We start from the raw sequence: 24,697 nt of genomic DNA on the forward strand, positions 1-24,697 counted from the left end.
AATAAGCGAACTGTAAAATGGAAGATTTAACTCTGCGTTATTATGACGCGGAAATGCGTTATTTAAGGGAAGCGGCAAAAGAGTTTGCGCAGGCGCATCCGGATCGTGCCGCTATGTTGGATCTGGACAAAGCCGGTATCCCCGATCCCTATGTGGAGCGGCTGTTCGAAGGTTTTGCATTTTCTATGGGGAGGTTGCGCGCCAAAATAGACGATCATCTTCCTGAATTTACCGAAGGCTTGATGAGTCTGCTATGGCCACATTATTTACGCACTATTCCCTCCTTAAGCATTGTCGAGCTTTTACCTGATACTGATGTGCTGAAAATGAGCGAGCGGATTAATGCGGGGTTTGGCGTATTGTCCCAGCCCGTTGGCCCTAAAAAAACGGTATGTCAGTATCGTACTACCCAGCCCGTCACGCTCAGCCCACTGTCTGTTACGGCGGTGAATATCGATGCTGAACCTGACGGACGCTCAGTCATCCGTATGCGAATAAAGTGCAATCCACAGATGGACTGGTCGCAAACCGAACTGACGCGTCTCAGCCTTTACCTGAGCGGTGACGCGCCGGTGACCCACGCACTGCACCTTGCATTGACAAAGCGTCTGGCCTCTCTTTATTTGAGACTCCCCAACAGCGTAGAACGTATTCGACTGGAGGGTTACTTTTCCCCGGGCGGATTTGCCGATGAAGACAGTTTGTGGCCAAAAGGCGATACGGCGTTTGGCGGCTGGCAATTATTGCTTGAGTATTTTACGTTCCGCGAAAAATTTATGTTTGTCCATCTTAACGGTCTGGAAAAAATAACCTTTCCTGCGGGCATCGACTGCTTTGAAATCGAAGCGGTACTGACTCAACAGTGGAATTCTGAGCTTCCCGTGGGTAGCGAAAATATACGTCTGCACTGCGTTCCAGTTATTAATCTCTTCACTCTGGAAGCCGATCCGCTGGTGGTTAATGGACTGGAAAGCGAATATTTGCTGCGTCCGCGCAGATTGCAGGATGGTCACATGGAAATTTATTCGGTGGATGCGGTTTCTGGTTCGCAGCGCGCGCGTAATGCCGTTTATGCCCCATTCACCAGCTTTCGCCACAAGGGAGGCATGATGCGCCGTAATGCCCCCGAACGTTACTACCATACACGCGTCAGGCGCGGCGTCTCAGGATTGTATGACACCTGGCTGATCCTCGGCGGTGACGCTTGGGAGCGGGATCGTCTTGCTGAGTATGAAACCGTCTCATTGAAAGTGACCGGAACAAACGGTCAGCTACCCAGGCGAGCTTTGCAGAGTTCATTGCTTAATCGTTGCGAGCAGATCCTCCAGACGCCGCTTGCCGTGCGTAATCTGTGTAAACCGACGCTACCGGCTTATCCTCCCGCCGAGGATCGTTTTCACTGGCGCGTCTTAAGCCACCTCGGGTCCAGCTTTCTGAATATGATGGCCAGCGCAGAAGTGCTCAAAGGAACATTATCTCTCTATAACTGGCAGGATGATGAGCTGAATTATCGTCGTCTGGATGCGATCATGGATGTTCAGCAGCATGAAATACAACGCTTTGAAAAAGGATTTTTACTTCGTGGAGTAGATATCGAAATAACGCTTGATGAGAACGGATTTACCGGTGAGGGCGACATTCATCTGTTTGGTGAAATGCTTAACCGCTTTTTTGCATTGTATGCGGATATTCATTTGTTTAATCAGCTTACGTTAATTATCCAGCCGGCAGGGAAAAGCTTGCGATGGAAAGAGAATCACAATCAGCGACTGCCTGGTTGCTAAATAGCCTTGGCGATAACCTGCCTCGTACCAATTTTTATCGTTTTTGCCAACTGCTGGAACAGTGGAATCCGCAAGCGCCAGCTCCAGGAAGCCAACAAAGTCCGCGCTTTGATGCTATTCGTTTTCGTCCTCATCCGGGGATGGGGTTCCCGGCGGGGGAGCTAAAAAGTACAGAATATGATCCGCAAAAACCCACACTGCCACCAACGGTCAGTGTCACATTTATGGGGTTGTATGGCGTGGAATCGCCGCTGCCGACAACCTATCAGGATGATATTGCCCAGTGTCAGGAAGGCTCGGACGTTGCCGCTGAGTTTCTGGATATTTTCAACCATCGCTTAATTACGCAGTTTTATCGAATCTGGCGTAAATACAGCTATCCAGCGACTTTTCGCCCTGGCGGTACAGATGAGACTTCACAATATTTACTGGGGCTGACTGGGCTCGGCATTCAGGGATGCGCCACGCAAACGCAAGCCCCGTTATCGCGTTTTTTGGCGCTGTTAGGAGTAATGAGAATGCCAACGCGTACGGCAGAAGGAATATCCGCGCTGGTATCTTTATTATCGCCAACAACAAATATCACCGTGACGCCACATGATAAACGCTTCGTCCTGCTGGATAAGGCGTTAAAAATGAGTGCGCGGCACCCCGTTAGCCTTCATTCTCGTCCGGTGATGGGACATAGCGCCGTAGATATTAACAGTCAGGTGCTCATTACGCTAACCACGGAGGTTCCTGATGGGGTTTGCGACTGGTTACCCGGCGGTCAGCTTTACCATGATTTTCTCGCGCTCCTGCACGTTTATTTAGGTGCCAGAGTGAATGCGAGGCTGCAATTACGTATTCCTCGCTCGGTGCTTCCGGATGCTCAACTTACCAGTAATAAAAGCGAACATGCAGTACAGCTCGGTCGCACGGCTGTTATGCGTCTGAATAACCCGAAAGCTCTGAACCAACTTATCACCATTAAACTTGGGCTTTGGCAGAGCCTTAGCCAACACGATCAGCGGAGGGAAGCCGATGAGGCTGGCGATTATCGCTATTAATTTTGTCGTAATAACCGGCATGACCAGCCTGATCACAGGGTGTGGTCTGACACAAAAAGTATCTGAAGGCACGGTGTCATTAACGAAGTCAATTTTTTATAAGGAAATTAAAACGCTGCATTTGGATCTTTGCGCCAGAGAAGCCGCTAATAAAAATGCTCAGGGCATCGCGCTTTCAACGGTCGTACGTATTTACCAACTCAACGATCGTAAAGCATTTGACTCAGCGAATTATCAGTCTTTATTTGCGCAAGACAGCACGGTGGTAAAAGCGGATTTACTGGCTCAGAAAGATGTTTGGGTTCGTCCTGGTGAAAGCGTAACTATCGATATTCCACTCGAAAAGGAAACGCAGTATGTTGCCGTGGCGGGAATGTTTATTTCTCCCGAACAGTCTGAAGATTCATGGCGCGTGGTAATACGTCGAGAAGATCTCGATTCTGATAAAGCGCGAGTGATTGAATTAAATTCTCAGGCTCTGGTTCTCCTGAAGCCGGAGGACGAGTAATGATTAAACGACCTTCTCTTTATGACATCTTGTTGGGTAATTTCTCCGGTGGTTTGCCTTTGCATGCAGTTGGTGAAAACACGCAGGTCATCTTATCCGTTTTGGATAATATGCAGCGCATTTTGAATACGCGCGCCGGTAGCCTTAAACATTTACCCGACTACGGTCTGCCGGATATGACCAAAATCCTCCAAGGTATGCCGGGAACGGCACATCAACTTATCAGTACGCTTTCTCAGGTTTTGTTGAAGTATGAACCGCGACTGAAAAGTATTCAGGTCACAATGCAGGAGCAGGAAACGCCAGGGCATTTACGCTACTCCATCGATGCCGAACTTCAGGACCTTGGCGTTGTTCGTTATGGCACTGATTTTACCCCCGAGGGACGGGTGCTCATCCGCCACCTGAAAAAACAGGGTTGGCTTGAGACAGGAGCGTACTGATATGGAGACGAATCGCATCAGCACCGGTGGCGACCCGCGTGCTTTCACGGAGTTCGGGCAACTACGCGATGAAATCAGCAAGCTGACTCATCCCGCGCGCCCGGACGTTGACTGGCAAAAGGTTGAACAGTTAAGCCTGACTTTGTTTCGCCATAACGGTGTCGAATTGCAAACCCTGGCCTGGTATACCGTCAGTAGAATGCGTAATGCCGGGCTGCTGGGACTTGCCGAAGGTGCCGAGCTTCTGGAGGCGTTACTGACGCATCACTGGAGTGCCATATGGCCGCAGCAAACCCATGCTCGCGTTGAAATTCTGACATGGCTGTCAGCCCGTTTACAGCAAGAATTGCGTACGCTAACGCTGTCATATGCTGATTTATCAGTGGTTTATCGGATTGAACAGCGTTTAAAACATGCCTGCGAAGTGCTGCAACGGCTTGAACTGAAAGCGCTGAGTAAACTGGAGGTTGTCGTTACCTGGATGCATAATGCCGCTTTACGCCTTGAGAAGTCAGAGGCGGATTCGGGCTCAGCCGTTGTGATGATACCGGCTTCTGGCTCAGCCAATAACGCTGAGATCGCTTTGCCCCAGCTGATCTTTGTGGTGAATGAACCCGCGTCGTCCGGGCAATCAAGCACAGCGGTTTTTGCTACTCAAACCGATCACGGAACCCGACGGATGTGGTTGGGGTTTGTCATCGGAGTCATGGTGACTGCGCTAGTGAGTACAGGCGCTTTTCTTGGTATTAAGCATATGCGAGCTGATGAATATGAACTGATCAGGCCATTGCCGCAGGTGTTGACGCCTGAACAATTATCCACGTTGAAGCAATCCTCAGATTTGGGGGAGCGGAAACAGGAATTTTTCGTCGCTGCGCAAGGGCAATTGGATGTTATATCCCGCCTGTCACCTCTGTGGTCGAGGGAGTATGCCGCATCATTAGCGCAGCAGCTAGCCACCCTGTGGCCGGAAGAATCGCTGACTACGGAATTCACAAGCGGATTACAAAAACAGTTAACCACGGAAGCGTTGCCGGAAAGCGCACTGCAAAACTGGCATCATGCCCAGCAGGGGCTGGAGGCATTAACTGCCCAGCTAAATTCGCTTGATGAACGCAAAGGTAAATATCTGACGGGTTCGGAGCTGAAATCAGCCATTTTCACTATCCTTCGTCAGCTTGACCAAACGCCGCCGACAGAAGAGTTATTACGTCAAATAGATGAAGAATTCAAAATGCAGGGGAGAGTATCACCCGCTTTGTATCAGCAACTCGATATGCGGATTAATCAGCTTCTTAATCGTTATGCGCTGTTGAAACAAAGTTCGGTGAAGAGAGAATAGTGACTATTCGCCAAAAGCAAAAAACCAGCCCTAAGGCTGGTTTCTCTAAATAGTGGTGCCCGGACTCGGGCTAACGCTGTAAGCGTTGAACAGCGCGCTCGTCGCGCTGGCCCCGAAGGGGTGAGCCGCTGGCGGCGAATAATCGAACGAAGTTCGATGGAGAGTCCGCTTCACCAAAAGCGAAAAACCCGCCATAGGCGGGTTCTTCTAAATAGTGGTGCCCGGACTCGGAATCGAACCAAGGACACGGGGATTTTCAATCCCCTGCTCTACCGACTGAGCTATCCGGGCAACGAGGCGCATTAAACCCGATTCACTTCGTTTCGTCAACGAAATTTCTTCAAATCAATGCAGACTGCACAATCTATCACCACATTGTTGCTATTGCACGCATTCTCAGGCAAAAAAAGCCGTCCACGCTGCGGAAAGCGGCATTGCCAGTAGAAGGGCAGGAAGCATATTCACCACCGCAAACATTTTAATGCCGCAAATCCGCAAACCGGTTGCAAGTAGCAACAGTCCGCCTACAGCGCTGAAATCGGCCATCATGGCTGGGGTTGTCAGCGGTAAAATCAGAGCTGCACAGGTGGCAAGCGTCAACTGAATTGCCAGCATCGGTATGAAAATGGCAGACACGGCGATCCCTAGCGAGCAGGCGAAGATAATAGCGGTGAAGAAATCGAGAAATGACTTGGCGATTAAAATATTAGGATCGCCGGTCATCCCTTCATGGATCGCCCCGAATATCCCGGTCCCGCTGGCGCAAAACAACACGATGATCGCCACATAGCTTTGGATAAAGGATTCGTGTGTTGCATTGGCATCCGATTTGGTGAAAAGCTGTTGCGCTTTGGCAACCGCGGCATTGATTCCTTTTTCCAGATGGCAGAATTCGCCAATTAATGCACCGATCAGTGTCGCCAGAACCATCACCGGCAAGTTAACGCATTTGATAACCAACAAGATACCAATTCCCAACGAGCACAACCCGAATATTGAGGTCATTGAGATCCGAATACGTTCGGGTAAGTGCTGACTGAGCAGCGCGCCGAGAACACCGCCTAATAAAATGGCGCTGGCATTAATAAAGGGTCCGATTACCACGTTTGCTCCTGCATACCCATTATCGTCTTGATGTTAAAGGCAACTGTTTGGGTGAAATTATGTTTCAGATTGCATTATTATGCCGCTATTGTCAGACGAAATGCTTGTTTATCTGTGAGGTTTAAGCACAGGATTTTATCTTGCGCCAGTAGGTGAAAGGTGCCATGATTGCGCGAATTTTCTCCTGTCTGAATGAGGCTGCTTGGGATGATCTTACTCCCCCTACATCGCCTTCAATATCGCCTTTTTGCGCGACGTTCGCCCCTTCCTGCGACTTATCTTCACGCTCTCACCATGCGGTGAGGGCAGCGTACGCTCACTGCAGGATAACAGTAAGATCAGAGGCTATCTGCTTTTACTGATGTCTGGCGGTCGGGGCTGGTAAACAGTTTGACCCGTCATTTCGTGGGCAAAGCAATGCGGCTTTGCCCGGGACTTTTGATTTTCCCGAAACGGGTTATTGCGCTTATGAAATCAATGAAAATTGCCGCCAGTTGTGAACTGGCTTCTCGTCTTTCCAGCCATCGCCAGGTGGTTGCGCTGGACAGCACCGATTTTACTGACGTCGCGGCAGTCGTCATTACCGTTGCGGACAGCCGCAGTGGGATCCTGGCTTTGCTGAAACGCACTGGTTTTCATATACCGGTGTTTTTGTTCGCAGAGTCTGATGTCGATGTACCTGCGGGCGTTAACGCGGTGATTTGCGGTCAGGCTCAGGACTGGCTGGAGCTGGAGTCTGCTGCCTGTCAGTATGAGGAAGAGTTGCTGCCGCCGTTCTATGACACGCTTACACAGTATGTCGAAATGGGAAACAGCACGTTTGCCTGCCCGGGACACCAGCACGGTGAGTTTTTTAAGAAGCATCCGGCGGGCAGACATTTCTATGAGTTCTTTGGCGAGAACCTGTTCCGCGCGGATATGTGCAACGCTGACGTTAAGCTGGGCGATCTGCTGATTCATGAGGGATCAGCGAAACATGCGCAGAAATTTGCCGCGAAAGTTTTTCACGCGGATAAAACCTACTTTGTGCTGAACGGAACCTCTGCGGCGAATAAAGTGGTGACCAATGCGCTGCTGACGCGCGGCGATCTGGTGCTGTTTGACCGCAACAACCATAAGTCCAACCACCATGGTGCGCTGATCCAGGCCGGTGCGACGCCGGTTTATCTGGAAGCGGCGCGTAATCCGTTTGGCTTTATTGGCGGTATTGACGAGCACTGCTTTGATGAGGCGTATCTGCGCCAGCAACTGCGTGACGTTGCGCCGCACAAGGCTGACCAACCGCGCCCGTTCCGTCTTGCAATCATTCAGCTTGGTACTTATGACGGGACGATCTACAACGCCCGGCAGGTGATCGACAAGATCGGTCACCTGTGCGATTACATCCTGTTTGATTCTGCCTGGGTTGGCTACGAGCAATTTATTCCGATGATGGCCGATGGGTCACCGCTGCTACTGGAGCTCAATGCTGACGATCCGGGGATCTTTGTCACCCAGTCGGTACACAAACAGCAGGCCGGATTCTCGCAAACCTCGCAGATCCACAAAAAGGATAACCATATTCGCGGTCAGGCGCGGTTCTGTCCGCATAAGCGTCTGAACAATGCATTTATGCTGCATGCTTCCACTAGTCCGTTTTACCCGCTGTTTGCGGCGCTGGATGTTAACGCCAAAATCCATGAAGGCGAGAGCGGGCGTCGGCTATGGGCGGAGTGTGTAGCGCTGGGCATTGAGGCCCGTAAAGCGATTCTTACCCACTGTAAGATGATTCAGCCGTTTATTCCTCCGGTAGTTGATGGTAAGCCGTGGGAAAGCTATCCGACGCAGGTGATTGCCAGCGAGCGCCGCTTCTTTAGCTTTGAACCGGGTGCTAAATGGCATGGTTTTTCCGGCTACGCGCGCGACCAGTACTTCGTTGATCCCTGTAAGCTGTTGTTAACTACTCCGGGCATTGATGCGCAAACCGGGCAATATACCGAGTTTGGTATTCCGGCGACGATTCTGGCGCATTACCTGCGTGAAAACGGCATTGTTCCGGAGAAATGCGACCTTAACTCGATTCTGTTCCTGCTGACCCCGGCAGAAAGCACCGAGAAACTGGCGCAACTGGTGGCGATGCTGGCGCAGTTTGAGCAGCATATTGAGGACGATACGCCGCTGGCAGATGTGCTGCCCACCATCTTCAACAAGTATCCGGTACGCTATCGGGATTACACGCTGCGTGAACTGTGTCAGGAGATGCACGATTTATACGTCAGCTTTGATGTGAAGGATCTGCAAAAAGCGATGTTCCGACAGGAGAGTTTGCCTGCCGTGGCGATGAACCCGCAGGATGCCAACAGCGCCTTTATCCGTGGTGATGTCGAACTGGTGCGTATTTGTGATGCCGCAGGTCGCGTTGCGGCAGAAGGTGCGCTGCCTTATCCTCCAGGCGTTCTGTGCGTGGTACCGGGCGAAATCTGGGGCGGGGCGGTGCAACGTTATTTCCTGGCGCTGGAAGAGGGTGTTAACCTGCTGCCGGGCTTCTCGCCGGAGCTGCAAGGTGTTTACAGTGAAACGGATGCAGACGGTATTAAGCGTCTGTATGGATATGTTGTGAAGTAAGCGCAAAAAAAACGGGTTACCTTTTGGCAACCCGCTTTTCTCTGCGTAAACGTTAGTGCGCGATAGTTTGGGTGCCTGCCGGAACGCGTACGTGTTTATATTTAAACAGCGCCACGAAGGCAAAAGCCAGAACCAGCGAGTAACCTGCGAAGATCAGCCACACGGTCTGCCAGTCGGTAATACCGTTCAGCGTATAGTGTTCAACTACTTTACCGCTCACCAGTCCGCCCAGAATACAACCGAAGCCGTTGGTCATCATCAGGAACATACCCTGTGCGCTGGCGCGGATTTCAGGGCGAACTTCTTTCTCCACGAATACCGAGCCAGAGATGTTGAAGAAGTCGAAGGCGCAGCCGTAAACAATCATCGACAGAACCAGCAGCACGGTACCGAACGGTGTCGGATCGCCGTAGGCAAACAGGCCGAAACGCAGCATCCACGCCACAATACTGATAAGCATTACATTCTTAATACCGTAACGGCTCAAGAAGAACGGGATGGTCAGGATAAACAGCGTCTCGGAAATCTGCGAGATCGACATCATCACCGAGGCGTGTTCAACGATGAAACTACCGGAGAACAGCGGGTTGTTATCGAAGCTGTGCAGGAAGGTATTACCGAACATATTGGTAATCTGCAGCTCCGCGCCCAGCATCATGGAGAAGATGAAGAAAATCGCCATGCGCTTGTTTTTAAACAGCGCGAAAGCATCCAGGCCCAGCATGGACGACCAGCTCTGGTTTTTCTGCTGGTTAGCCACCGGAATATGCGGCAGCGTCAGCGTGAACAGCGCCAAAACAACGGACAGCGTTGCACCGATATACAGCTGCATATGACTCAGCTCGAAGCCGGAGAAGCTCACGCCCCACATCGCCATGATAAAGCCGATAGTGCCCCAGATACGGATTGGCGGGAAGTCCGTTACGATATCCATACCGGCTGACTGCAGGCGATAGTAAGAAATGGTGTTGATTAACCCCAGCGTTGGCATATAGGCCAAAGAGTTAAGCAAGATCACAAAGAACATAGCGCCTGGGGTGGTGACTTCGGCTGCGGCGAACAGCGTTGCTGCACCGACCAGGTGACAAATGGCGTACACCCATTTCGCACTGATCCATTTGTCGGCCACGATCCCTAACAGCGTAGGCATAAACACGGCGGCGATCCCCAGCGAGCTATACACTGCGCCAATGGATGCACCATCGAATTTTAGGGTGACAAACATATAGGAGCCGAGGGTAGTGAGCCAACTACCCCATAAGCAGAACTGCAGAAACGAGAGCACTTTCAGCTGCAGCTTAAGATTCATGTTAATTTCCTCACACCGTAATGCGGATGAATGTTTTAAAAGGCACATTTGCCGGGGCTTGATGATGTGATTCTATCAACGAGGGACACTCTTTTTTTGTTACCTGTGACAAATATTTGCAAACAATTTCTGATTGCAAAGCAAAAGAGTGATGGAGTTAACACTTTACCCTCTTCCGGACCCCGTTTCCCGGGGCAGAAGAGGGGATATATTAGCGGCGTCGATATGATTTTTGTGCGGAATTGACCTTGTAAAGGTATCGGCGTGATTCAGCCGACGGATGTCGGGTAGTCAGCGTTTGATAAACGTCCCCCGGGGTCATGCTGTTGATAATATTCGCTGCCTGGATTTTATCGTTCGAGAAAACGCGCAGTACGCTGCCCGCACCGCCGTTATATGCCGTGATCACCGCGTAGCGACGGGATGTTGGATTATCAATGCCGCCTAAATAGACATTGTTGAGCATAGCCAGATAGGCGGTACCGGTATCAATGTTGCTGGCCGGGTCAAACAGGAAGCTACGGCTCGGTGTGCCGGAGCGCCCTTGCGAGCGAAACACATCTTTCCCGGCGCTGTGCTGTACCACCTGCATCAGTCCCAGTGCATCGGCATGGCTGACCGCATATGGGTTAAATGAGGATTCGGTTTGCATGATGGCCAGAATCAGCGACTCATCGACGCCATACTTACGCGAAGCCTGACGCACCATGCCGACGTATTTATGCGCGCGCTTATCAAGGTGGTTCGGTACCAGGTTGATCGTCACGCTATAGATGATGCGAATACCATTGCTGCGGCTTTTCAGGCGTGTTTTCAGCAGATAGTCAGCGAAATTGGTGGCACGCCCCTCCCAACGAATGGGCTTGCCGGTATTATCGACCACCTGCCCGTACAGGAACGGCTCTTTGGAAATCTTAATGTCGTCGACATCGGAATAGAGGTCGATAGAACCTGGATCATCCCCCATCAGCAATGTCTTGATAATCGCCCGACGCAGGTGTCCGGCGGGATCTGTCCCGGCAATGGTCTCGACGGTTATCGTACCGTCATCAAAGTTGATATGGCTGCGGGTTTGATACTGATCGGTATACTTTACGTAGTCCTTTGGACCCGCAATCAGCACTTCCTTAAATCCCCACAAATTCTCAATGTTATGGGCAAATTGCCCCATCAGAATATCAAAACCGTTGGTATCCTTGACCCAGGCTTCGTTATAGGAATCGCCTTTTTTGGTCGAACTGGAACAGGAGATGAGCAACGGCGCAATAACGGCAAGCGCGAGAAATTTTTTCATCATTCCGGGAGTGCGTGTTGTGTTTGTTATTTGCAAGGACCAGAGTAAATCGTAGGCCGGATAAGCGCAGCGCCATCCGGCAACGGTTCTTAAGACTCTGGTGTATAGCCTTCAATATGCACGTCTTTGCCTTCAAACAGGAAGTTGATCATCTCCTGCTCAAGCAGTTTACGATGCTCAACGTTCATCATATTGAGCTTCTTCTCGTTAATCAGCATGGTTTGCTTATGCTGCCATTGCGCCCATGCTTCTTTAGAAATCTCGTTGTAGATGCGTTTCCCCAGATCGCCCGGGTACAGCTGAAAATCCTGGCCTTCTGCTTCGCGTTGCAGGAAAGTGCAAAAAATCGTTCTGCTCATAAAAAATCCTCTCTATCGACCGGTACGTTAAACGTGTGTACCGGCACGTAATTGCTGTAACAAACGCTCCACGGGAGCCGCCAGTCCGACCGACGGCGGTTGCGCTAAGTTATACCAGAGCGCGTTGCCTTCATCCAAGCATGCGCCGAATGAAGACACAGGAAGCCACATAGGCACAATGTCTAAGTGGAAATGGCTAAAGGTATGGCGAAACGCATTAAGTTGGGTCAGATTATCTGCGTTAATTTGCCGTTGCGCCAGCCAGTTGCGCAGTCCATCTTCGCCGTCAAACTGTGGAAAACAGTATAAACCACCCCATAAGCCGCTGGGCGGTCGCTGTGCGAGCAGCACTTCGTCATCATTCTGCATCAGTAAAAAATAGCCCGTTCGTTCCGGCAGCGTTTGCTTGGGTTTTTTACCCGGGTACAACGCCCAGCTTGCATTGGCGCTGGCCACACAGCCATTTTCCAACGGACACAGCGAACATTTAGGTTTTGAGCGCGTACAGACCATGGCGCCTAAATCCATCATCGCCTGATTAAAATGCTCAACGCCATGGGCGGGCGTCACCTGCTCGCTCAACTCCCACAGCTTCTTTTCGACCTCTTTTTTACCCGGCCAGCCGCTTACAGCATAACAGCGAGCCAGCACGCGTTTGACGTTACCGTCGAGAATCGGAAAATGCTGACCCAGAGAGAGGGAAAGGATCGCGCCTGCGGTTGAGCGACCGACGCCAGGTAGGGCGGCCACCTCATCAAAAGTTTGCGGAAATATACCGCTATGCAGCGTGACAACCTGCTGCGCGGCTTTATGCAGATTACGCGCTCGGGCGTAATAACCCAGCCCGGTCCACAAATGCAGAACCTCATCCAGCGGCGCATGGGCTAAATCCGTTACCGTTGGGAAGCGCGCCATAAAGCGTTCAAAATAAGGGATAACGGTCGCAACCTGAGTTTGTTGCAGCATTACCTCAGAGAGCCATACTTTGTAAGGCGTCTTATCAATTTGCCAGGGCAGCGTTTTCCGCCCGTATTTGTCGTACCAGCTCAAAACCTGAGCCGAGAATTGAGACGCTTGCATGATTACCGTTTCATTATTGCCGGGGGCAAGATTGCAGCACAGCGGCAACGGGGTGTAAACCGGAACTTTCCGCTGCTCACTTTCTTCCTTTACTTGCATCCGGCAACTAACTTTGGATAATGCCCGTTTTCAGAACTCAAACACAGCAGACTAAACTTTTATGAAGAACGACGTCATTTCACCGGAATTTGATGAAAACGGCCGCCCTCTGCGCCGGATTCGTAGTTTTGTTCGTCGCCAGGGGCGACTGACGAAAGGGCAGGAGCACGCGCTGGAAAACTACTGGCCGGTGATGGGCGTTGAGTTCAGCGAAGAGCCTGTAAATTTCGCAGAACTGTTTGGCCGTGATGCGCCAGTCACGCTGGAAATCGGTTTTGGTATGGGAGCGTCGCTGGTCGCAATGGCGAAAGCGCGTCCGGAACAGAATTTCCTTGGCATTGAGGTTCACTCGCCGGGCGTTGGTGCGTGTCTGGCTTCAGCCCATGAAGAGGGGGTCGAGAACCTGCGCGTCATGTGCCATGATGCCGTTGAAGTCCTGCATAAAATGATTCCTGACAATTCTTTATCTATGGTTCAGCTGTTTTTCCCTGACCCGTGGCATAAAGCACGTCATAATAAACGCCGTATCGTTCAGGTACCGTTTGCTGAGCATATCTTAAGTAAGCTGAAGCTGGGCGGCGTATTCCACATGGCAACCGACTGGGAAGCTTATGCGGAACATATGCTGGAAGTGATGTCCTCCATTGACGGGTATAAAAACCAGTCTGAGAGTAACGATTATGTACCGCGCCCACAATCGCGCCCGGTAACCAAATTTGAACAACGTGGTCATCGTCTTGGCCACGGCGTATGGGACTTAATGTTCGAGAGGGTGAAATAATGGCAAAGAACCGTAGCCGTCGTCTGCGTAAAAAGATGCACATCGAAGAATTCCAGGAAGTAGGGTTTTCGGTTGCATGGCGTTTCCCGGAAGGTACATCTGGAGAGCAGGTCGATCAAATCGTTGATGACTTTATCAATGAAGTTATCGAACCGAACAAGCTGGCTTTTGACGGCAGCGGCTATCTGGCCTGGGAAGGTCTGATCTGTCTGCAGGAAATCGGCAAATGCACCGAAGAACACCAGGCAATCGTGCGTAAGTGGCTGGAAGAGCACAAACTAGAAGAAGTGCGTACCAGCGAACTTTTCGATATTTGGTGGGACTAAGTAGCACAGGGTCGGCAAATGCCGGCCCGATTTGTCTTGAGGGAAAGATATGATGCGCAAAACGCTGCTGGCGGCAGTCCTAACGTTCACGGCGATGGCCGCACATGCAGATTACCAGTGCAGCGTCACCCCGCGTGACGATGTGATTTTGAGCCCACAAACGGTGCAGGTGAAGGGCGAGAACGGCGACCTGATTATTACCCAGACCGGCGATGTCACCTTCAACGGTAAACAGTACAGCCTGAACGCCGCACAGCGTGAGCAGGCCAAAGATTATCAGGCGGCGTTGCGTAGCAGCCTGCCGTGGATTGACGAAGGTGCCAGAGCGCGCGTAGAGAAAGGTCGCGTGGCGCTGGATAAAATCATCGCCAAAGAGGTCGGTGAAAGCAGCAACATGCGTGGCCGCTTAACCAAGCTGGATGCGCAATTGAAAGAGCAGATGAACCGTATCATCGAGCATCGAACTGATGGCCTGACCTTCCATTATAAGGCGATTGATCAAGTTCGCGCGGACGGACAACAGCTGGTTAATCAGGCGATGGGCGGTATTTTGCAGGACAGCATCAACGAAATGGGTGCCAAAGCCGTACTCAAAGGTGGTGGTAATCCGTTGCAGGGCGTGCTCGGTAGCCTTGGTGGCTTGCAAACCTCAATTCAAAACGAATGGAAGAATCAGGAACAAGACTTCCAACAGTTTGGCAAAGATGTTTGTGCCCGCGTCGTGACGCTGGAAAACGATCGTAAAACGCTGGTTAGCACTCTGAAATAATCTTCACCTCTTTTTAACGGTGCAGAAACATTCTGCGCCGTTTTATTTTGTACTTTTCTGTTTTTTTGATATCCATCTCTAAGAATAACAATTTGATGGAGATATAAATCTGGTTAATTGGAACTCGTCACATTATTCATCTGTAGGATAGACATAATGCTGCAAATTCAAGTAACTGGAGAAATAACATGGAGTTTTTCAAGAAAACGGCGCTTGCCGCACTGGTTATGGGTTTCAGCGGCGCGGCGCTTGCACTGCCAAATATCACTATTTTAGCGACCGGCGGGACGATTGCTGGTGGCGGTGATTCCGCGACAAAATCTAACTACACGGCAGGCAAGGTTGGCGTAGAAAATCTGGTTGAGGCCGTTCCTCAGTTGAAAGATATCGCTGTCGTTAAAGGCGAGCAGGTGGTGAACATCGGCTCCCAGGATATGAATGACGAAGTCTGGTTAACGCTGGCCAAAAAGATTAATACCGAGTGTGATAAAACCGACGGCTTCGTGGTGACACATGGTACGGATACCATGGAAGAAACCGCCTATTTCCTCGACCTGACCGTCAAGTGCAACAAGCCGGTCGTGCTGGTCGGCGCCATGCGTCCATCTACGGGTATGAGTGCTGATGGCCCGTTCAACCTGTATAACGCAGTGGTAACTGCCGCAGACAAAGCCTCTGCCAACCGCGGAGTGCTGGTGGTGATGAACGACACCGTTATGGATGGTCGCGACGTGACTAAAACCAACACTACCGACGTTGCTACCTTCAAATCCGTTAACTACGGCCCGTTGGGTTACATTCATAACGGTAAAATCGACTACCAGCGTACGCCTGCGCGTAAGCACACCACGTCTACTCCGTTCGATGTTTCTAAGCTGACCGAGTTGCCGAAAGTTGGGATTGTTTACAACTATGCTAACGCCTCCGATCTGCCGGCAAAAGCACTGGTAGATGCGGGTTACGCAGGGATCGTTAGTGCAGGTGTAGGTAACGGTAACTTGTATAAAACCATTTTCGATACGCTGGCAACCGCCGCGCATAAAGGTACCGTTGTGGTGCGTTCATCTCGTGTACCAACGGGTGCCACCACGCAGGATGCAGAAGTTGATGATGCAAAATACGGATTTGTGGCTTCAGGTTCCCTGAACCCGCAAAAAGCACGTGTTCTGCTGCAGCTTGCGCTGACTCAAACCAAGGATCCTAAACAGATCCAGGAAATGTTTAATCAGTATTAATGACTGAAGGTGGCTGCGCTCATCGACCTAACCCTGTAGGCCTGATAAGCGCAGCGCCATCAGGCAATTTGCCGGATGCGGCTCAAGGCCTTATCTGGCCTACATCGTTACCGTATTACTCCGCCAGAAACAGCTCCAACAGAGAGTTCAAAAACAGCTTACCTTGTTGAGTAATCTGCCAGTATTCATCGCATTCACTCAGGTAGCCCTGGGAAATAGCCTCATCGATCTGTCGACGAATAACGTCCTCGGTAAGCCCGGTATATTGTCTGAACTCCGCTCGAGGCGCGGCCTCAAGCAACCGGAAACGGTTCATAAAGAACTCGAACGGCTTATCGGCTTCGGCGACATCACGCTGGCTTTCGAGATAACGCCCTTGCATGTAGCCACGCGGATGCCGCGTTTTGGTGGTACGCAGAATGCGCCCGTCCGGGAACGTAATTTTGCCATGCGCGCCGCAGCCAATACCGAGATAGTCGCCAAAACGCCAGTAATTAAGGTTGTGCTGACACTGATAGCCCGGCTTCGCATAGGCTGAGGTTTCGTACTGTTGATACCCGGCGGCGGTCAGCAACTGGTGGCCTTGCTCAAAAATATCCCACAGCGCATCATCGTCTGGTAAAACAGGCGGTCGGGAACCGAACAGCGTGTTGGGTTCGATGGTCAACTGATACCAGGAAAGATGCGGTGGGTTGAGCGCGATGGCCTGCTGTAAATCGCCCAGCGCCTCTTCCAGCGTCTGATCTGGCAAACCATGCATCAGGTCGAGGTTAAAGCTGCGTAGCCCCAGACCGCTCGCCAGGTGTGCTGCTCGTTTGGCTTCTTCCGGCCCGTGAATACGTCCCAGACGCTCGAGTTTGGCGGAGCTAAAGCTCTGTACGCCAATCGAGATACGGTTTACGCCAGCGCGTTGATAATCAACAAAGCGATCGGCTTCCACCGTCCCGGGATTCGCCTCCATTGTGATTTCTGCATCTGCGGCCAGATTCAGCCGTGCGCGCACGCCGTCGAGCAGCGTTTGCATTGCCGGGCCAGAAAGCAGGCTCGGCGTACCACCACCGATAAAAATTGTCTTTACTTCCCGCCCCTGGGCGTGGGCCACCTCAGTATCCAGATCGTTCAGCAGGTGCTGAACATAGTCGTCATGAGGAACCTCGCCCTTAAGCGCATGCGAGTTAAAGTCGCAGTACGGGCATTTCTGCACGCACCAGGGGATGTGAATATAAAGACTTAGCGGCGGAAGGTTAACCATTGCGCAGGGCATCCAGCAGCAGCTTCAGTGCCTGTCCGCGGTGAGAAATCGCACTTTTTTCTTCGCGGGTCAGCTCAGCAGCTGTTTTTCCTTCGGACGGCACAAAAAAGATTGGGTCGTAACCAAAACCACCGTTTCCGGCCGGTTCACGGGTAATCACGCCCGGCCAGCTTCCGTGGCACACTAAAGGCGTGGGATCGTCCGCATGGCGCATATACACCAGCACGCAGTGGAATTGCGCCTGACGCTGGTCATCCGGGACATCCCGCAGGGTGTGCAGCAGTTTTTCCAGGTTCTGCTGATCGGTCGCATCTTCGCCGGAATAGCGGGCTGAATAGATACCCGGCGCGCCGCCAAGGGCATTTACTGCCAGGCCGGAGTCATCAGCAATGGCTGGCAAACCCGTAATTTGCGCGGCATGACGCGCCTTCAGAATGGCGTTCTCAATAAACGTCAGTCCGGTCTCTTCTGCAGAATCAACTCCCAGATCCGTTTGGGCAACAACATCAAGACCGAAATCACTCAGAAGAGAGGCGAGTTCACGCACTTTACCGGCATTGCCGGTCGCGAGGACAACTTTTTGCATGGGATACCTAATCAGTTAGCGCCGCAATTTCGGGCGGGATCTGTTGCGGATGAATAATTTTAACCTGTTTGTGACGACCAAGCTCGCCCTTCTCAATAACGACCTGGCTTTTCGCTACGCGGAACTGTTTGCCGAGAAACTTCACCAGATGGCTGTTGGCTTGTCCATCGACCGGCGGGGCGGTAATGGCGACTTTAACTTCGTCGCCATGTAAACCCACAATACTGTCACGGCTGGCTTTCGGCTGAATATAGAGCCGTAAAACCAGACCGTCGTCGCAGGGTGTAACGGCACTCATAGCGCCATCCACAGCCCCGGCAGCAGTATGTTGCCTGTCGCCTGTAACACTTCTGCGATACCCATGTTAATGACATAGAGCAGCAGAACCAGAATCATTGGGGAGAAATCGATCCCGCCCATGCCTGGAAGTATGCGACGGATAGGACGCAACAGCGGATCCGCCAGTTGAATCAGCACGTACTCCACCGGGCTGCGACCCTGGCTGACCCAGCTCATAATTGCCATTACCAGCAGCACCCAGAAAATCAGCAGCCCAATGGTCTTCAGGACAATCAGCACGGCGGCGATCCAGATGATCGGCTGGAACGTGACCACCTTAAATAGCACGATGGCTTTGATAAAGCTGAGAACGAGCGCGACTAATGCTGATGCGCTGTCAATGGGCCCCATTGGCGGAATAATACGGCGTAACGGCCCAATAATGGGCTGAGTGATTTTCACAATAAACTGCGAGAACGGGTTGTAGAAATCGCAGCGAGACCATTGCATCCACACGCGCAGCAGCAGCGCCATGGTATACAGCTCAATTACCGTTGAGAGCAGGAAGGTCAACGTATTCATGGTGTTCCTTAATTTTCCTTATTTTTTAGTGTAATCACGAGCACCAAAAATGGCAGTGCCGATGCGCACCATCGTGCTACCCGCCGCGATAGCGGCATCCATATCATCAGACATCCCCAGCGAGAGCGTATCGATATTTGGATAGCGTGTTTTCAACCCGGCAAATGCTACAGCCATTTGCTGTGCAACTTCAAACTGCCTTACATAATCTGACTCAGGAGCGGGAATAGCCATCAAACCACGCAGGGTAATACGCGGCAGCGCAGCGACTTCAGCGGCCAGGGCATCAAGCTCTGCCAGCGGAATCCCTGACTTACTGTTCTCATCGCTGATATTAATCTGGATCAGCACATTCAGCGGCGGCAGGTCTGCCGGGCGCTGTTCGCTCAGACGGGCAGCGATACGTAGACGGTCGATCGTATGGCACCAGTCAAAATGTTCAGCGACCAGACGACTTTTGTTGGACTGCAGCGGGCCGATAAAGTGCCACTGCAGATCGTTGACGCTTTTTTCCTGAAAGTAGCGGATTTTATCCACCCCTTCCTGGACATAGTTTTCACCGAAGGCACGCTGCCCTGCGGTAATGGCTTCTTCGATGGCGCTCGCAGGTTTGGTTTTGCTGACTGCAAGCAATATAACTTCTTCTGAAGACCGCCCGCAACGCGTCGCGGCGGCTGAGATTTTGTCCCGGACATGTGCCAGGTTATGCGCGATATCGTTCATTTTCCGAGGATGTTCATATGAATATGGAAGAAATAGTGGCCCTTAGTGTAAAGCATAACGTGTCGGATCTACACCTGCGCAATGCATGGCCTGCGCGTTGGCGCAGACATGGAAAAGTCGAAAGCGCACCGTTTACCGCGCCTGACGTAGAGAATCTGCTGATGTGCTGGCTCAGTGAGCAACAACAGGTACAGTTGCAGGAGCAAGGGCAGATTGATTTTGCCGTTACCCTGACGGACTCCCGGCGGCTGCGCGCCAGCGCATTTGTCCATCTGCAGGGAACCTCGCTGGCGCTAAGACTGCTACCGCTGGATTGTCCCCATTTAGACGATCTTCAGCCTCCCGCGGTCATACCTGAACTGCTTCACAGTGAAAACGGGTTGATTCTGGTGACAGGCGCTACCGGCAGCGGTAAATCTACGACCCTGGCTGCGATGGTGGAGTATCTTAATCAGCATATTGAGGGGCACATTCTGACGCTGGAAGATCCTATTGAATATCGCTACACCAGCCGACATTGTCTGATTCAACAGCGGGAGGTGGGCGCACACTGCGCCTCTTTCGCCACCGGTTTGCGCGGTGCGCTACGCGAAGATCCCGACGTTATTTTGCTGGGTGAGCTGCGCGACGTGGAAACCATTCGGCTGGCATTAACGGCGGCGGAGACCGGACATCTGGTGCTGGCAACGTTACATACGCGAGGTGCGGCACAGGCCATCGCGCGGCTGGTGGATTCCTTTGCAGCAACAGAGAAAGATCCTGTGCGTAACCAACTGGCAGATAGCCTGCGGGCGGTTCTTTCGCAAAAACTGGAGGAGGATAAGCAGGGGGGACGCGTGGCGCTATTCGAACTGCTCGTCAACACGCCCGCCGTGGGCAATTTGATCCGCGAAGGGAAAACGCATCAGCTACCCGGCGTGATTCAAACCGGGCAGCAGACAGGTATGCAGACGTTTGCACAAAGTTTACAGCAGCGACAGGCGCAGGGGCGGCTTTAATAGCCCTGCTCGAAATAGCTTTCCAGGATAATAACGGCAGAAGCGGAGTCCACTTTGCCTTTATTCAACGCCCGGTAACCGCCTTGCTCAAACAGACCTGAGCGGGCTTCGACGGTGCTCAAACGTTCATCGTGCAGCGTTACGGTTACGCCAAAGCGACCATGAATGCGGTTAGCGAATTTACGTGCGCGCGCGGTAAGGGGCTGTTCGGTGCCATCCATGTTGAGCGGCAGGCCGACAATGATTTCATCCGGTTGCCACTCTTTCAGCAGGCGTTCAATCAAATTCCAGTCTGGCGTACCGTCCTGTGCTTTGATGGCGGGCAATGGCCTGGCCGTACCGGTAATGCGCTGACCCACGGCGACGCCGATACTTTTCGTACCAAAATCAAAAGAGAGTAATGTTCCGTTCATCATGCGTGTCCCGCCACGCCGGGCATGGTCTGAATATCTATCCCGATAAGCTTCGCCGCATCGCGCCAGCGGTCGGCAATCGGCGTTTTGAATAAGATGTTGAGATCGGCAGGGGCCGTAAGCCAGGCGTTATCCAGTAACTCTTGTTCCAGTTGGCCCTTTTCCCATGATGAATAGCCTAATGCCACCAGCACCTCGGATGGTTGCTCCTGCGTGCCCAGAGTTTCTAATACATCGCGGGAGGTTGTGATGATGGTGTTATCAGAAATGCGAATACTGGACGCAAAGCGCGACGGTGGGGTATGAAGTATAAATCCACGGTCTTCTGCCAGCGGGCCGCCGAGCATCACGGGCTTATCCAGACGAATGGCCGGATCGCGTTCTTCTGGAGTAATCTTCAGCTTTTCCAGAATCCCTTCAATTTGTAAGTTTTCCAGAGGCTTATTGACGATAATCCCCATTGCTCCGTTCTCATTGTGTTCGCAAATATACACCACGGAACGGCGGAAAATTGGATCCTGGAGAGCAGGCATGGCAATTAGAAAGTGATGCTGTAAATTCATTGTCAGAGGTTCTGTTTCCTGGTTCAAAAAAGCAACAGCGCCCAGTATGCGTACAAACAGGAGCGCTGTCACTATTAGTATTGGTAGGGTCCCTTCTACCGGCGAGTTCTTTTATTTTTGCAGGCGCGCCTCAATGGCATCCATCAGCATACCGGTAATCGAAACCGGGAACTCCGCTTCAATTTCACGAATACAGGTTGGGCTGGTGACGTTAATTTCCGTCAGACGATCGCCAATGATATCCAGACCGACAAAAATCAAACCTTTCGCTTTCAGCGTTGGCCCAATGCGACGGGCAATTTCCCAGTCACTGTCGGTTAATGGACGCGGCTCGCCACGACCACCTGCGGCCAGGTTGCCACGGGTTTCGCCGCCCTGCGGAATACGCGCCAGGCAGTAAGGAACGGGTTCGCCATCGACCACCAGCACGCGTTTATCGCCGTCTTTAATGGCTGGCAGATAGTTCTGCGCCATGCAGTAGCGGGTACCGTGCTCGGTCAGCGTTTCCGCAATAACGCCAAGGTTCGGATCGCCTTCCTTCACGCGGAAAATAGAGGCCCCGCCCATGCCGTCCAGCGGCTTAAGTATGATGTCGCTGTGTTTTTGCCAGAAGGCTTTCAGCTGCGCTTTGTTACGTGTGACCAGAGTTTCCGGCGTCAGATCGGCAAACCATGCGGTGAACAACTTTTCGTTGCAGTCGCGCAGGCTCTGCGGTTTGTTGACGATCAGCGTTCCTTTCTCTTCTGCACGTTCCAGAATATAGGTCGCGTAGATGAACTCGGTATCAAACGGCGGATCCTTACGCATCAGAATAACGTCCAGGTCTGCCAGCGGGAGATCCTGCTCGCTCTTGAACTCATACCATTTGTCGTAGTTCTGCTCTACGCTCAGGGTACGCGTATGGGCGCGGGCTTCGCCGTTGATCAGATAAAGATCGGCCATCTCCATATAATGAATTTCGTAACCGCGGCGTTGCGCTTCCAGCAGCATTGCGAAGCTGGAATCTTTCTTGATGTTGATGCTTGCGATGGGATCCATCACGATGCCGAGCTTGATCATGTTCTTCTCCGTTTATGCCTTAGCCCAGATCGCCAAAACGCACTTGAAGCGCGGTAATGGCGGTGAGCGCAGTTGTCTCAGTACGCAGAACGCGAGGTCCTAACAGAATATCAGTAAACTGATACCGTGCGGTCATGGCAATTTCATCTGCCGACAACCCACCTTCCGGGCCAATCAGCAAGCGGATACGTTCCACCGGGAGCGGCAGCGTGTTAATGCTGGCGCTGGCGCGAGGATGCAGATTGAGCTTCAGTCCTTCGTCCTGTTCTGCGCACCATGCTTCCAGATCCATTGCCGGGCGAATTTCAGGCACCCGATTACGACCGCACTGTTCGCAGGCGGCAATAGCGATTTTCTGCCACTGCTGGAGCTTCTTGTTCAGGCGTTCATTGTCCAGTTTAACGCCGCAACGCTCAGAAAAAAGTGGCGTAATGAGGCTTACACCCAGTTCAATCGATTTCTGGATAGTAAATTCCATTTTTTCACCGCGCGACATTACCTGGCCCAGGTGGATATGCAACGGTGATTCCCGATCGTCGAGTTCAGCGTTAAGCACCTTCACTTCCACGCTTTTCTTACTGGCGTGGGTAATTTCGGCGTCGAATACCTGATTGCTGCCATCAAACAGCTGTAGCGGCTGGCCTGGCCCCATACGTAGTACACGGCCGATATGGTTGGCAGCATCTTCACACAGTGAAATTTGGCTACCGGAAGCGAGTGGCTCTGGGTGATAAATGCGAGGAATGCGCATAGTTAAACATCCGCGTCATGGCCCTGGGCTGCAACAGGCCAGGGCATGGTTAAAAATATTGCCGCTAGTGTAGGTTAGCTCTTTTGCGCCTGGCAAGCGCGTTGCACATAGGGGTTATGATTCCCCTGTACCTTCGCGATGCGTTCGTCGCGCTCACACTCCCAGTCGGTGACCGGATACTGCTTATTCCAGGCATTAAAAAGCTGGGTTTGCTGGCGAGAGAGCGTCAGGTTGTATTGGTCGCGCATATAAAAATAGGTACGCGCGATGGCGCCACGGGCGCGGGCAGGCGGCTCGGCAACTTTCTCTTTGAAATCAACCTTCATCGCGCACTGTCCATACTGGCCTTCGCCACCGTTCCACTGGCTGTACATGAAGTTAGCGCGATCGCCATTCACTTCACCTACCGCAGGCTGCAGGTTATGCATATCGCTTTCCATTTTGCGATAGACCGGATCTTTAGCGCAGTTTTTACGCCCACCGTCCTGCCAGCACTGGCGCTGATGACCAAACTGCCAGGCGGGGACAACGTGCTCCCATTCAATTCGACTGGCGCGGTTTTCGTTTTTTCGCACTTTATAGCCGCAGGATTCGAGGTCCACGACCCCTTTTTTGCCTTGCCAGTTAATTTTACAACCGCAGTAGAAATCGCCTGGTGCATCGGCGTTAACTTTGACGCCCGCCGCTTTTGCCTGAGAAAAACTGTTGATGCCTTCGGCTAAAGCCGGGCCTGAAAATGCTGCGGCTAACAAGGCCGCAGCAAAAGAAAAATTACGGTACATCACGAACTCCGTGTCAAAACGAGCCCGCAACGTAGCGAAAGTCATTCCTGTATGCAATCAGTTAGATCAGAAAAGTTCCTGATAATTCTGAAGATTATTCTGCAATCAGTGGTTCGCCGCAGTGAACGCAGCGGTAGGTGGCTTCGCCGCGTATCACGCGGTTATGGCGGCGTACGGTCAGTTGGTGTTCCTGACACTTGCAGCGGTAAGTAAAGGTCTTACGCTGCACGGATTGCAGTTCGAACTGATGCGTACGTCGGGCTGGCACGCCCAGCACGCTTTCCATCATCCATTTCCACTCTTTGCCGTGCGGCGGCACGCGGCCAAAGTATTTCCACACCAGTAAATGCGCCAGTTCATGGGGCACCACTTCGTTAACGAACGCGTCAACGTTCTCCATCAGCAGGACGGGATTCAGACGAATTTCGTAGGTTTGTAGCCACGCGGTACCCGCGGCGGTTCCGCGCTGTTGGTAAACCAGCTTTGGCTCCGGGTAATTGCGTTCTAGCTTGAGATTGGCCTGAGCGAGTTTTTCCCGCAGGCTACGCATAACGGCTTGCTGGATGGCGATAGGGAGACGGGAGGTTTTCATAACGCCAGAGGATAGTGCGACAGGGAAGGGA

At 52.0% G+C, this 24,697-nt stretch carries 27 protein-coding genes and 1 tRNA gene; 11 read left to right on the top strand and 17 right to left on the bottom strand.

Going from position 1 to position 24,697, the window contains the following annotated elements:
* Positions 1-17: 17 nt before the first annotated feature.
* From tssF to SK33_RS03970, 5 genes are read left to right on the top strand one after another with little or no spacing between them, the layout of a single operon-like run.
* The gene (gene tssF / locus SK33_RS03950) at positions 18-1,784 is read left to right on the top strand and encodes a type VI secretion system baseplate subunit TssF (protein ID WP_048218577.1); all 1,767 of its coding nucleotides are present in this window, start codon (positions 18-20) and stop codon (positions 1,782-1,784) included.
* The gene (gene tssG, locus SK33_RS03955; RefSeq protein ID WP_048218575.1) at positions 1,745-2,833 is read left to right on the top strand and encodes a type VI secretion system baseplate subunit TssG; all 1,089 of its coding nucleotides are present in this window, start codon (positions 1,745-1,747) and stop codon (positions 2,831-2,833) included. The genes tssF and tssG overlap by 40 nt, the downstream gene beginning before the upstream one ends.
* Positions 2,808-3,341, top strand: a complete 534-nt coding sequence (gene tssJ, locus SK33_RS03960; protein ID WP_003027146.1) for a type VI secretion system lipoprotein TssJ — start codon at positions 2,808-2,810, stop codon at positions 3,339-3,341. The genes tssG and tssJ overlap by 26 nt, the downstream gene beginning before the upstream one ends.
* Positions 3,341-3,784 (top strand): type VI secretion system baseplate subunit TssE, encoded by a 444-nt coding sequence (gene tssE / locus SK33_RS03965; protein WP_003027143.1) that lies wholly within the window; start codon positions 3,341-3,343, stop codon positions 3,782-3,784. The genes tssJ and tssE overlap by 1 nt, the downstream gene beginning before the upstream one ends.
* A gap of 1 nt (position 3,785) precedes the next feature.
* Positions 3,786-5,126: an ImpA domain-containing protein gene (locus tag SK33_RS03970; RefSeq protein ID WP_048218574.1), complete on the top strand. Its 1,341-nt coding sequence runs from the start codon at positions 3,786-3,788 to the stop codon at positions 5,124-5,126.
* A 215-nt stretch (positions 5,127-5,341) separates the two neighbouring features.
* On the opposite strand, the gene SK33_RS03975 is transcribed toward SK33_RS03970, so the two are convergent.
* Positions 5,342-5,417: transfer RNA gene (locus SK33_RS03975), tRNA-Phe, on the bottom strand.
* Positions 5,418-5,522: 105 nt separating this feature from the next.
* Positions 5,523-6,230, bottom strand: coding sequence for a DUF554 domain-containing protein (locus SK33_RS03980; RefSeq protein ID WP_003838201.1), 708 nt, complete (start codon positions 6,228-6,230; stop codon positions 5,523-5,525).
* Between the two features lie 468 nt (positions 6,231-6,698).
* On the opposite strand from SK33_RS03980, the gene SK33_RS03985 reads away from it, so the two are divergent.
* Complete coding sequence (locus tag SK33_RS03985) at positions 6,699-8,834, top strand: ornithine decarboxylase (RefSeq protein WP_048218573.1); 2,136 nt, start codon at positions 6,699-6,701, stop codon at positions 8,832-8,834.
* Between the two features lie 52 nt (positions 8,835-8,886).
* On the opposite strand, the gene SK33_RS03990 is transcribed toward SK33_RS03985, so the two are convergent.
* The 4 genes from SK33_RS03990 to mutY all read right to left on the bottom strand — a co-directional run bounded on the left by SK33_RS03990 (position 8,887) and on the right by mutY (position 12,876).
* Positions 8,887-10,143 (bottom strand): nucleoside permease, encoded by a 1,257-nt coding sequence (locus SK33_RS03990; RefSeq protein ID WP_003027130.1) that lies wholly within the window; start codon positions 10,141-10,143, stop codon positions 8,887-8,889.
* 211 nt (positions 10,144-10,354) lie between these two features.
* Positions 10,355-11,440 (bottom strand): membrane-bound lytic murein transglycosylase MltC, encoded by a 1,086-nt coding sequence (gene mltC / locus SK33_RS03995; RefSeq protein ID WP_008321260.1) that lies wholly within the window; start codon positions 11,438-11,440, stop codon positions 10,355-10,357.
* Positions 11,441-11,526: 86 nt separating this feature from the next.
* Positions 11,527-11,796: an oxidative damage protection protein gene (locus tag SK33_RS04000; protein ID WP_003027126.1), complete on the bottom strand. Its 270-nt coding sequence runs from the start codon at positions 11,794-11,796 to the stop codon at positions 11,527-11,529.
* Positions 11,797-11,823: 27 nt separating this feature from the next.
* Positions 11,824-12,876, bottom strand: a complete 1,053-nt coding sequence (gene mutY, locus SK33_RS04005) for an A/G-specific adenine glycosylase (protein WP_048218922.1) — start codon at positions 12,874-12,876, stop codon at positions 11,824-11,826.
* A 160-nt stretch (positions 12,877-13,036) separates the two neighbouring features.
* Here mutY and trmB point away from each other — a divergent pair, with 160 nt between their 5' ends.
* The 4 genes from trmB to ansB all read left to right on the top strand — a co-directional run bounded on the left by trmB (position 13,037) and on the right by ansB (position 16,086).
* A complete protein-coding gene (gene trmB, locus SK33_RS04010; RefSeq protein ID WP_003027117.1) occupies positions 13,037-13,756 on the top strand; it encodes a tRNA (guanosine(46)-N7)-methyltransferase TrmB in 720 nt (239 codons plus the stop codon).
* Positions 13,756-14,082, top strand: a complete 327-nt coding sequence (locus SK33_RS04015; RefSeq protein ID WP_003027115.1) for a YggL family protein — start codon at positions 13,756-13,758, stop codon at positions 14,080-14,082. The genes trmB and SK33_RS04015 overlap by 1 nt, the downstream gene beginning before the upstream one ends.
* Before the next feature lie 49 nt (positions 14,083-14,131).
* The gene (locus SK33_RS04020; RefSeq protein ID WP_032950065.1) at positions 14,132-14,851 is read left to right on the top strand and encodes a DUF2884 domain-containing protein; all 720 of its coding nucleotides are present in this window, start codon (positions 14,132-14,134) and stop codon (positions 14,849-14,851) included.
* A gap of 188 nt (positions 14,852-15,039) precedes the next feature.
* Positions 15,040-16,086: an L-asparaginase 2 gene (ansB, locus tag SK33_RS04025; RefSeq protein WP_003027108.1), complete on the top strand. Its 1,047-nt coding sequence runs from the start codon at positions 15,040-15,042 to the stop codon at positions 16,084-16,086.
* Between the two features lie 115 nt (positions 16,087-16,201).
* On the opposite strand, the gene hemW is transcribed toward ansB, so the two are convergent.
* From hemW to SK33_RS04050, 5 genes are read right to left on the bottom strand one after another with little or no spacing between them, the layout of a single operon-like run.
* Positions 16,202-17,338 (bottom strand): radical SAM family heme chaperone HemW, encoded by a 1,137-nt coding sequence (hemW, locus tag SK33_RS04030; RefSeq protein WP_048218571.1) that lies wholly within the window; start codon positions 17,336-17,338, stop codon positions 16,202-16,204.
* Positions 17,331-17,924: an XTP/dITP diphosphatase gene (locus tag SK33_RS04035; RefSeq protein ID WP_003027104.1), complete on the bottom strand. Its 594-nt coding sequence runs from the start codon at positions 17,922-17,924 to the stop codon at positions 17,331-17,333. The genes hemW and SK33_RS04035 overlap by 8 nt, the downstream gene beginning before the upstream one ends.
* 7 nt (positions 17,925-17,931) lie before the next feature.
* Positions 17,932-18,222 carry a DUF167 family protein YggU gene (gene yggU, locus SK33_RS04040; RefSeq protein ID WP_003027101.1) on the bottom strand — a complete coding sequence of 97 codons (291 nt, stop codon included), beginning with the start codon at positions 18,220-18,222 and terminating at the stop codon, positions 17,932-17,934.
* Complete coding sequence (locus SK33_RS04045; protein ID WP_003027097.1) at positions 18,219-18,785, bottom strand: YggT family protein; 567 nt, start codon at positions 18,783-18,785, stop codon at positions 18,219-18,221. Before SK33_RS04045 ends, yggU begins: the two co-directional genes overlap by 4 nt.
* An 18-nt stretch (positions 18,786-18,803) precedes the next feature.
* Positions 18,804-19,508 carry a YggS family pyridoxal phosphate-dependent enzyme gene (locus SK33_RS04050; protein ID WP_003027093.1) on the bottom strand — a complete coding sequence of 235 codons (705 nt, stop codon included), beginning with the start codon at positions 19,506-19,508 and terminating at the stop codon, positions 18,804-18,806.
* Positions 19,509-19,525: 17 nt separating this feature from the next.
* Here SK33_RS04050 and SK33_RS04055 point away from each other — a divergent pair, with 17 nt between their 5' ends.
* Positions 19,526-20,506 (top strand): type IV pilus twitching motility protein PilT, encoded by a 981-nt coding sequence (locus SK33_RS04055; protein WP_048218569.1) that lies wholly within the window; start codon positions 19,526-19,528, stop codon positions 20,504-20,506.
* On the opposite strand, the gene ruvX is transcribed toward SK33_RS04055, so the two are convergent.
* The 6 genes from ruvX to SK33_RS04085 all read right to left on the bottom strand — a co-directional run bounded on the left by ruvX (position 20,503) and on the right by SK33_RS04085 (position 24,666).
* The gene (gene ruvX / locus SK33_RS04060; protein ID WP_003027087.1) at positions 20,503-20,919 is read right to left on the bottom strand and encodes a Holliday junction resolvase RuvX; all 417 of its coding nucleotides are present in this window, start codon (positions 20,917-20,919) and stop codon (positions 20,503-20,505) included. The genes SK33_RS04055 and ruvX overlap by 4 nt on opposite strands.
* A complete protein-coding gene (locus tag SK33_RS04065) occupies positions 20,919-21,482 on the bottom strand; it encodes a YqgE/AlgH family protein (protein ID WP_003027086.1) in 564 nt (187 codons plus the stop codon). The genes ruvX and SK33_RS04065 overlap by 1 nt, the downstream gene beginning before the upstream one ends.
* A 111-nt stretch (positions 21,483-21,593) precedes the next feature.
* Complete coding sequence (gene gshB, locus SK33_RS04070) at positions 21,594-22,541, bottom strand: glutathione synthase (protein ID WP_003027083.1); 948 nt, start codon at positions 22,539-22,541, stop codon at positions 21,594-21,596.
* Between the two features lie 19 nt (positions 22,542-22,560).
* Positions 22,561-23,292, bottom strand: coding sequence for a 16S rRNA (uracil(1498)-N(3))-methyltransferase (gene rsmE / locus SK33_RS04075; protein ID WP_003027080.1), 732 nt, complete (start codon positions 23,290-23,292; stop codon positions 22,561-22,563).
* A 74-nt stretch (positions 23,293-23,366) separates the two neighbouring features.
* Positions 23,367-24,074, bottom strand: a complete 708-nt coding sequence (gene endA / locus SK33_RS04080; RefSeq protein WP_016150969.1) for a deoxyribonuclease I — start codon at positions 24,072-24,074, stop codon at positions 23,367-23,369.
* A 94-nt stretch (positions 24,075-24,168) separates the two neighbouring features.
* Entirely contained in the window at positions 24,169-24,666 is a 498-nt protein-coding gene (locus SK33_RS04085; protein ID WP_003838223.1) for a SprT family zinc-dependent metalloprotease, read from the bottom strand.
* Between the last annotated feature and the right edge of the window lie 31 nt (positions 24,667-24,697).

It is taken from the genome of Citrobacter sp. MGH103, from assembly GCF_001034475.2.
GTDB classification, from domain to species: Bacteria; Pseudomonadota; Gammaproteobacteria; order Enterobacterales; family Enterobacteriaceae; genus Citrobacter; species Citrobacter freundii.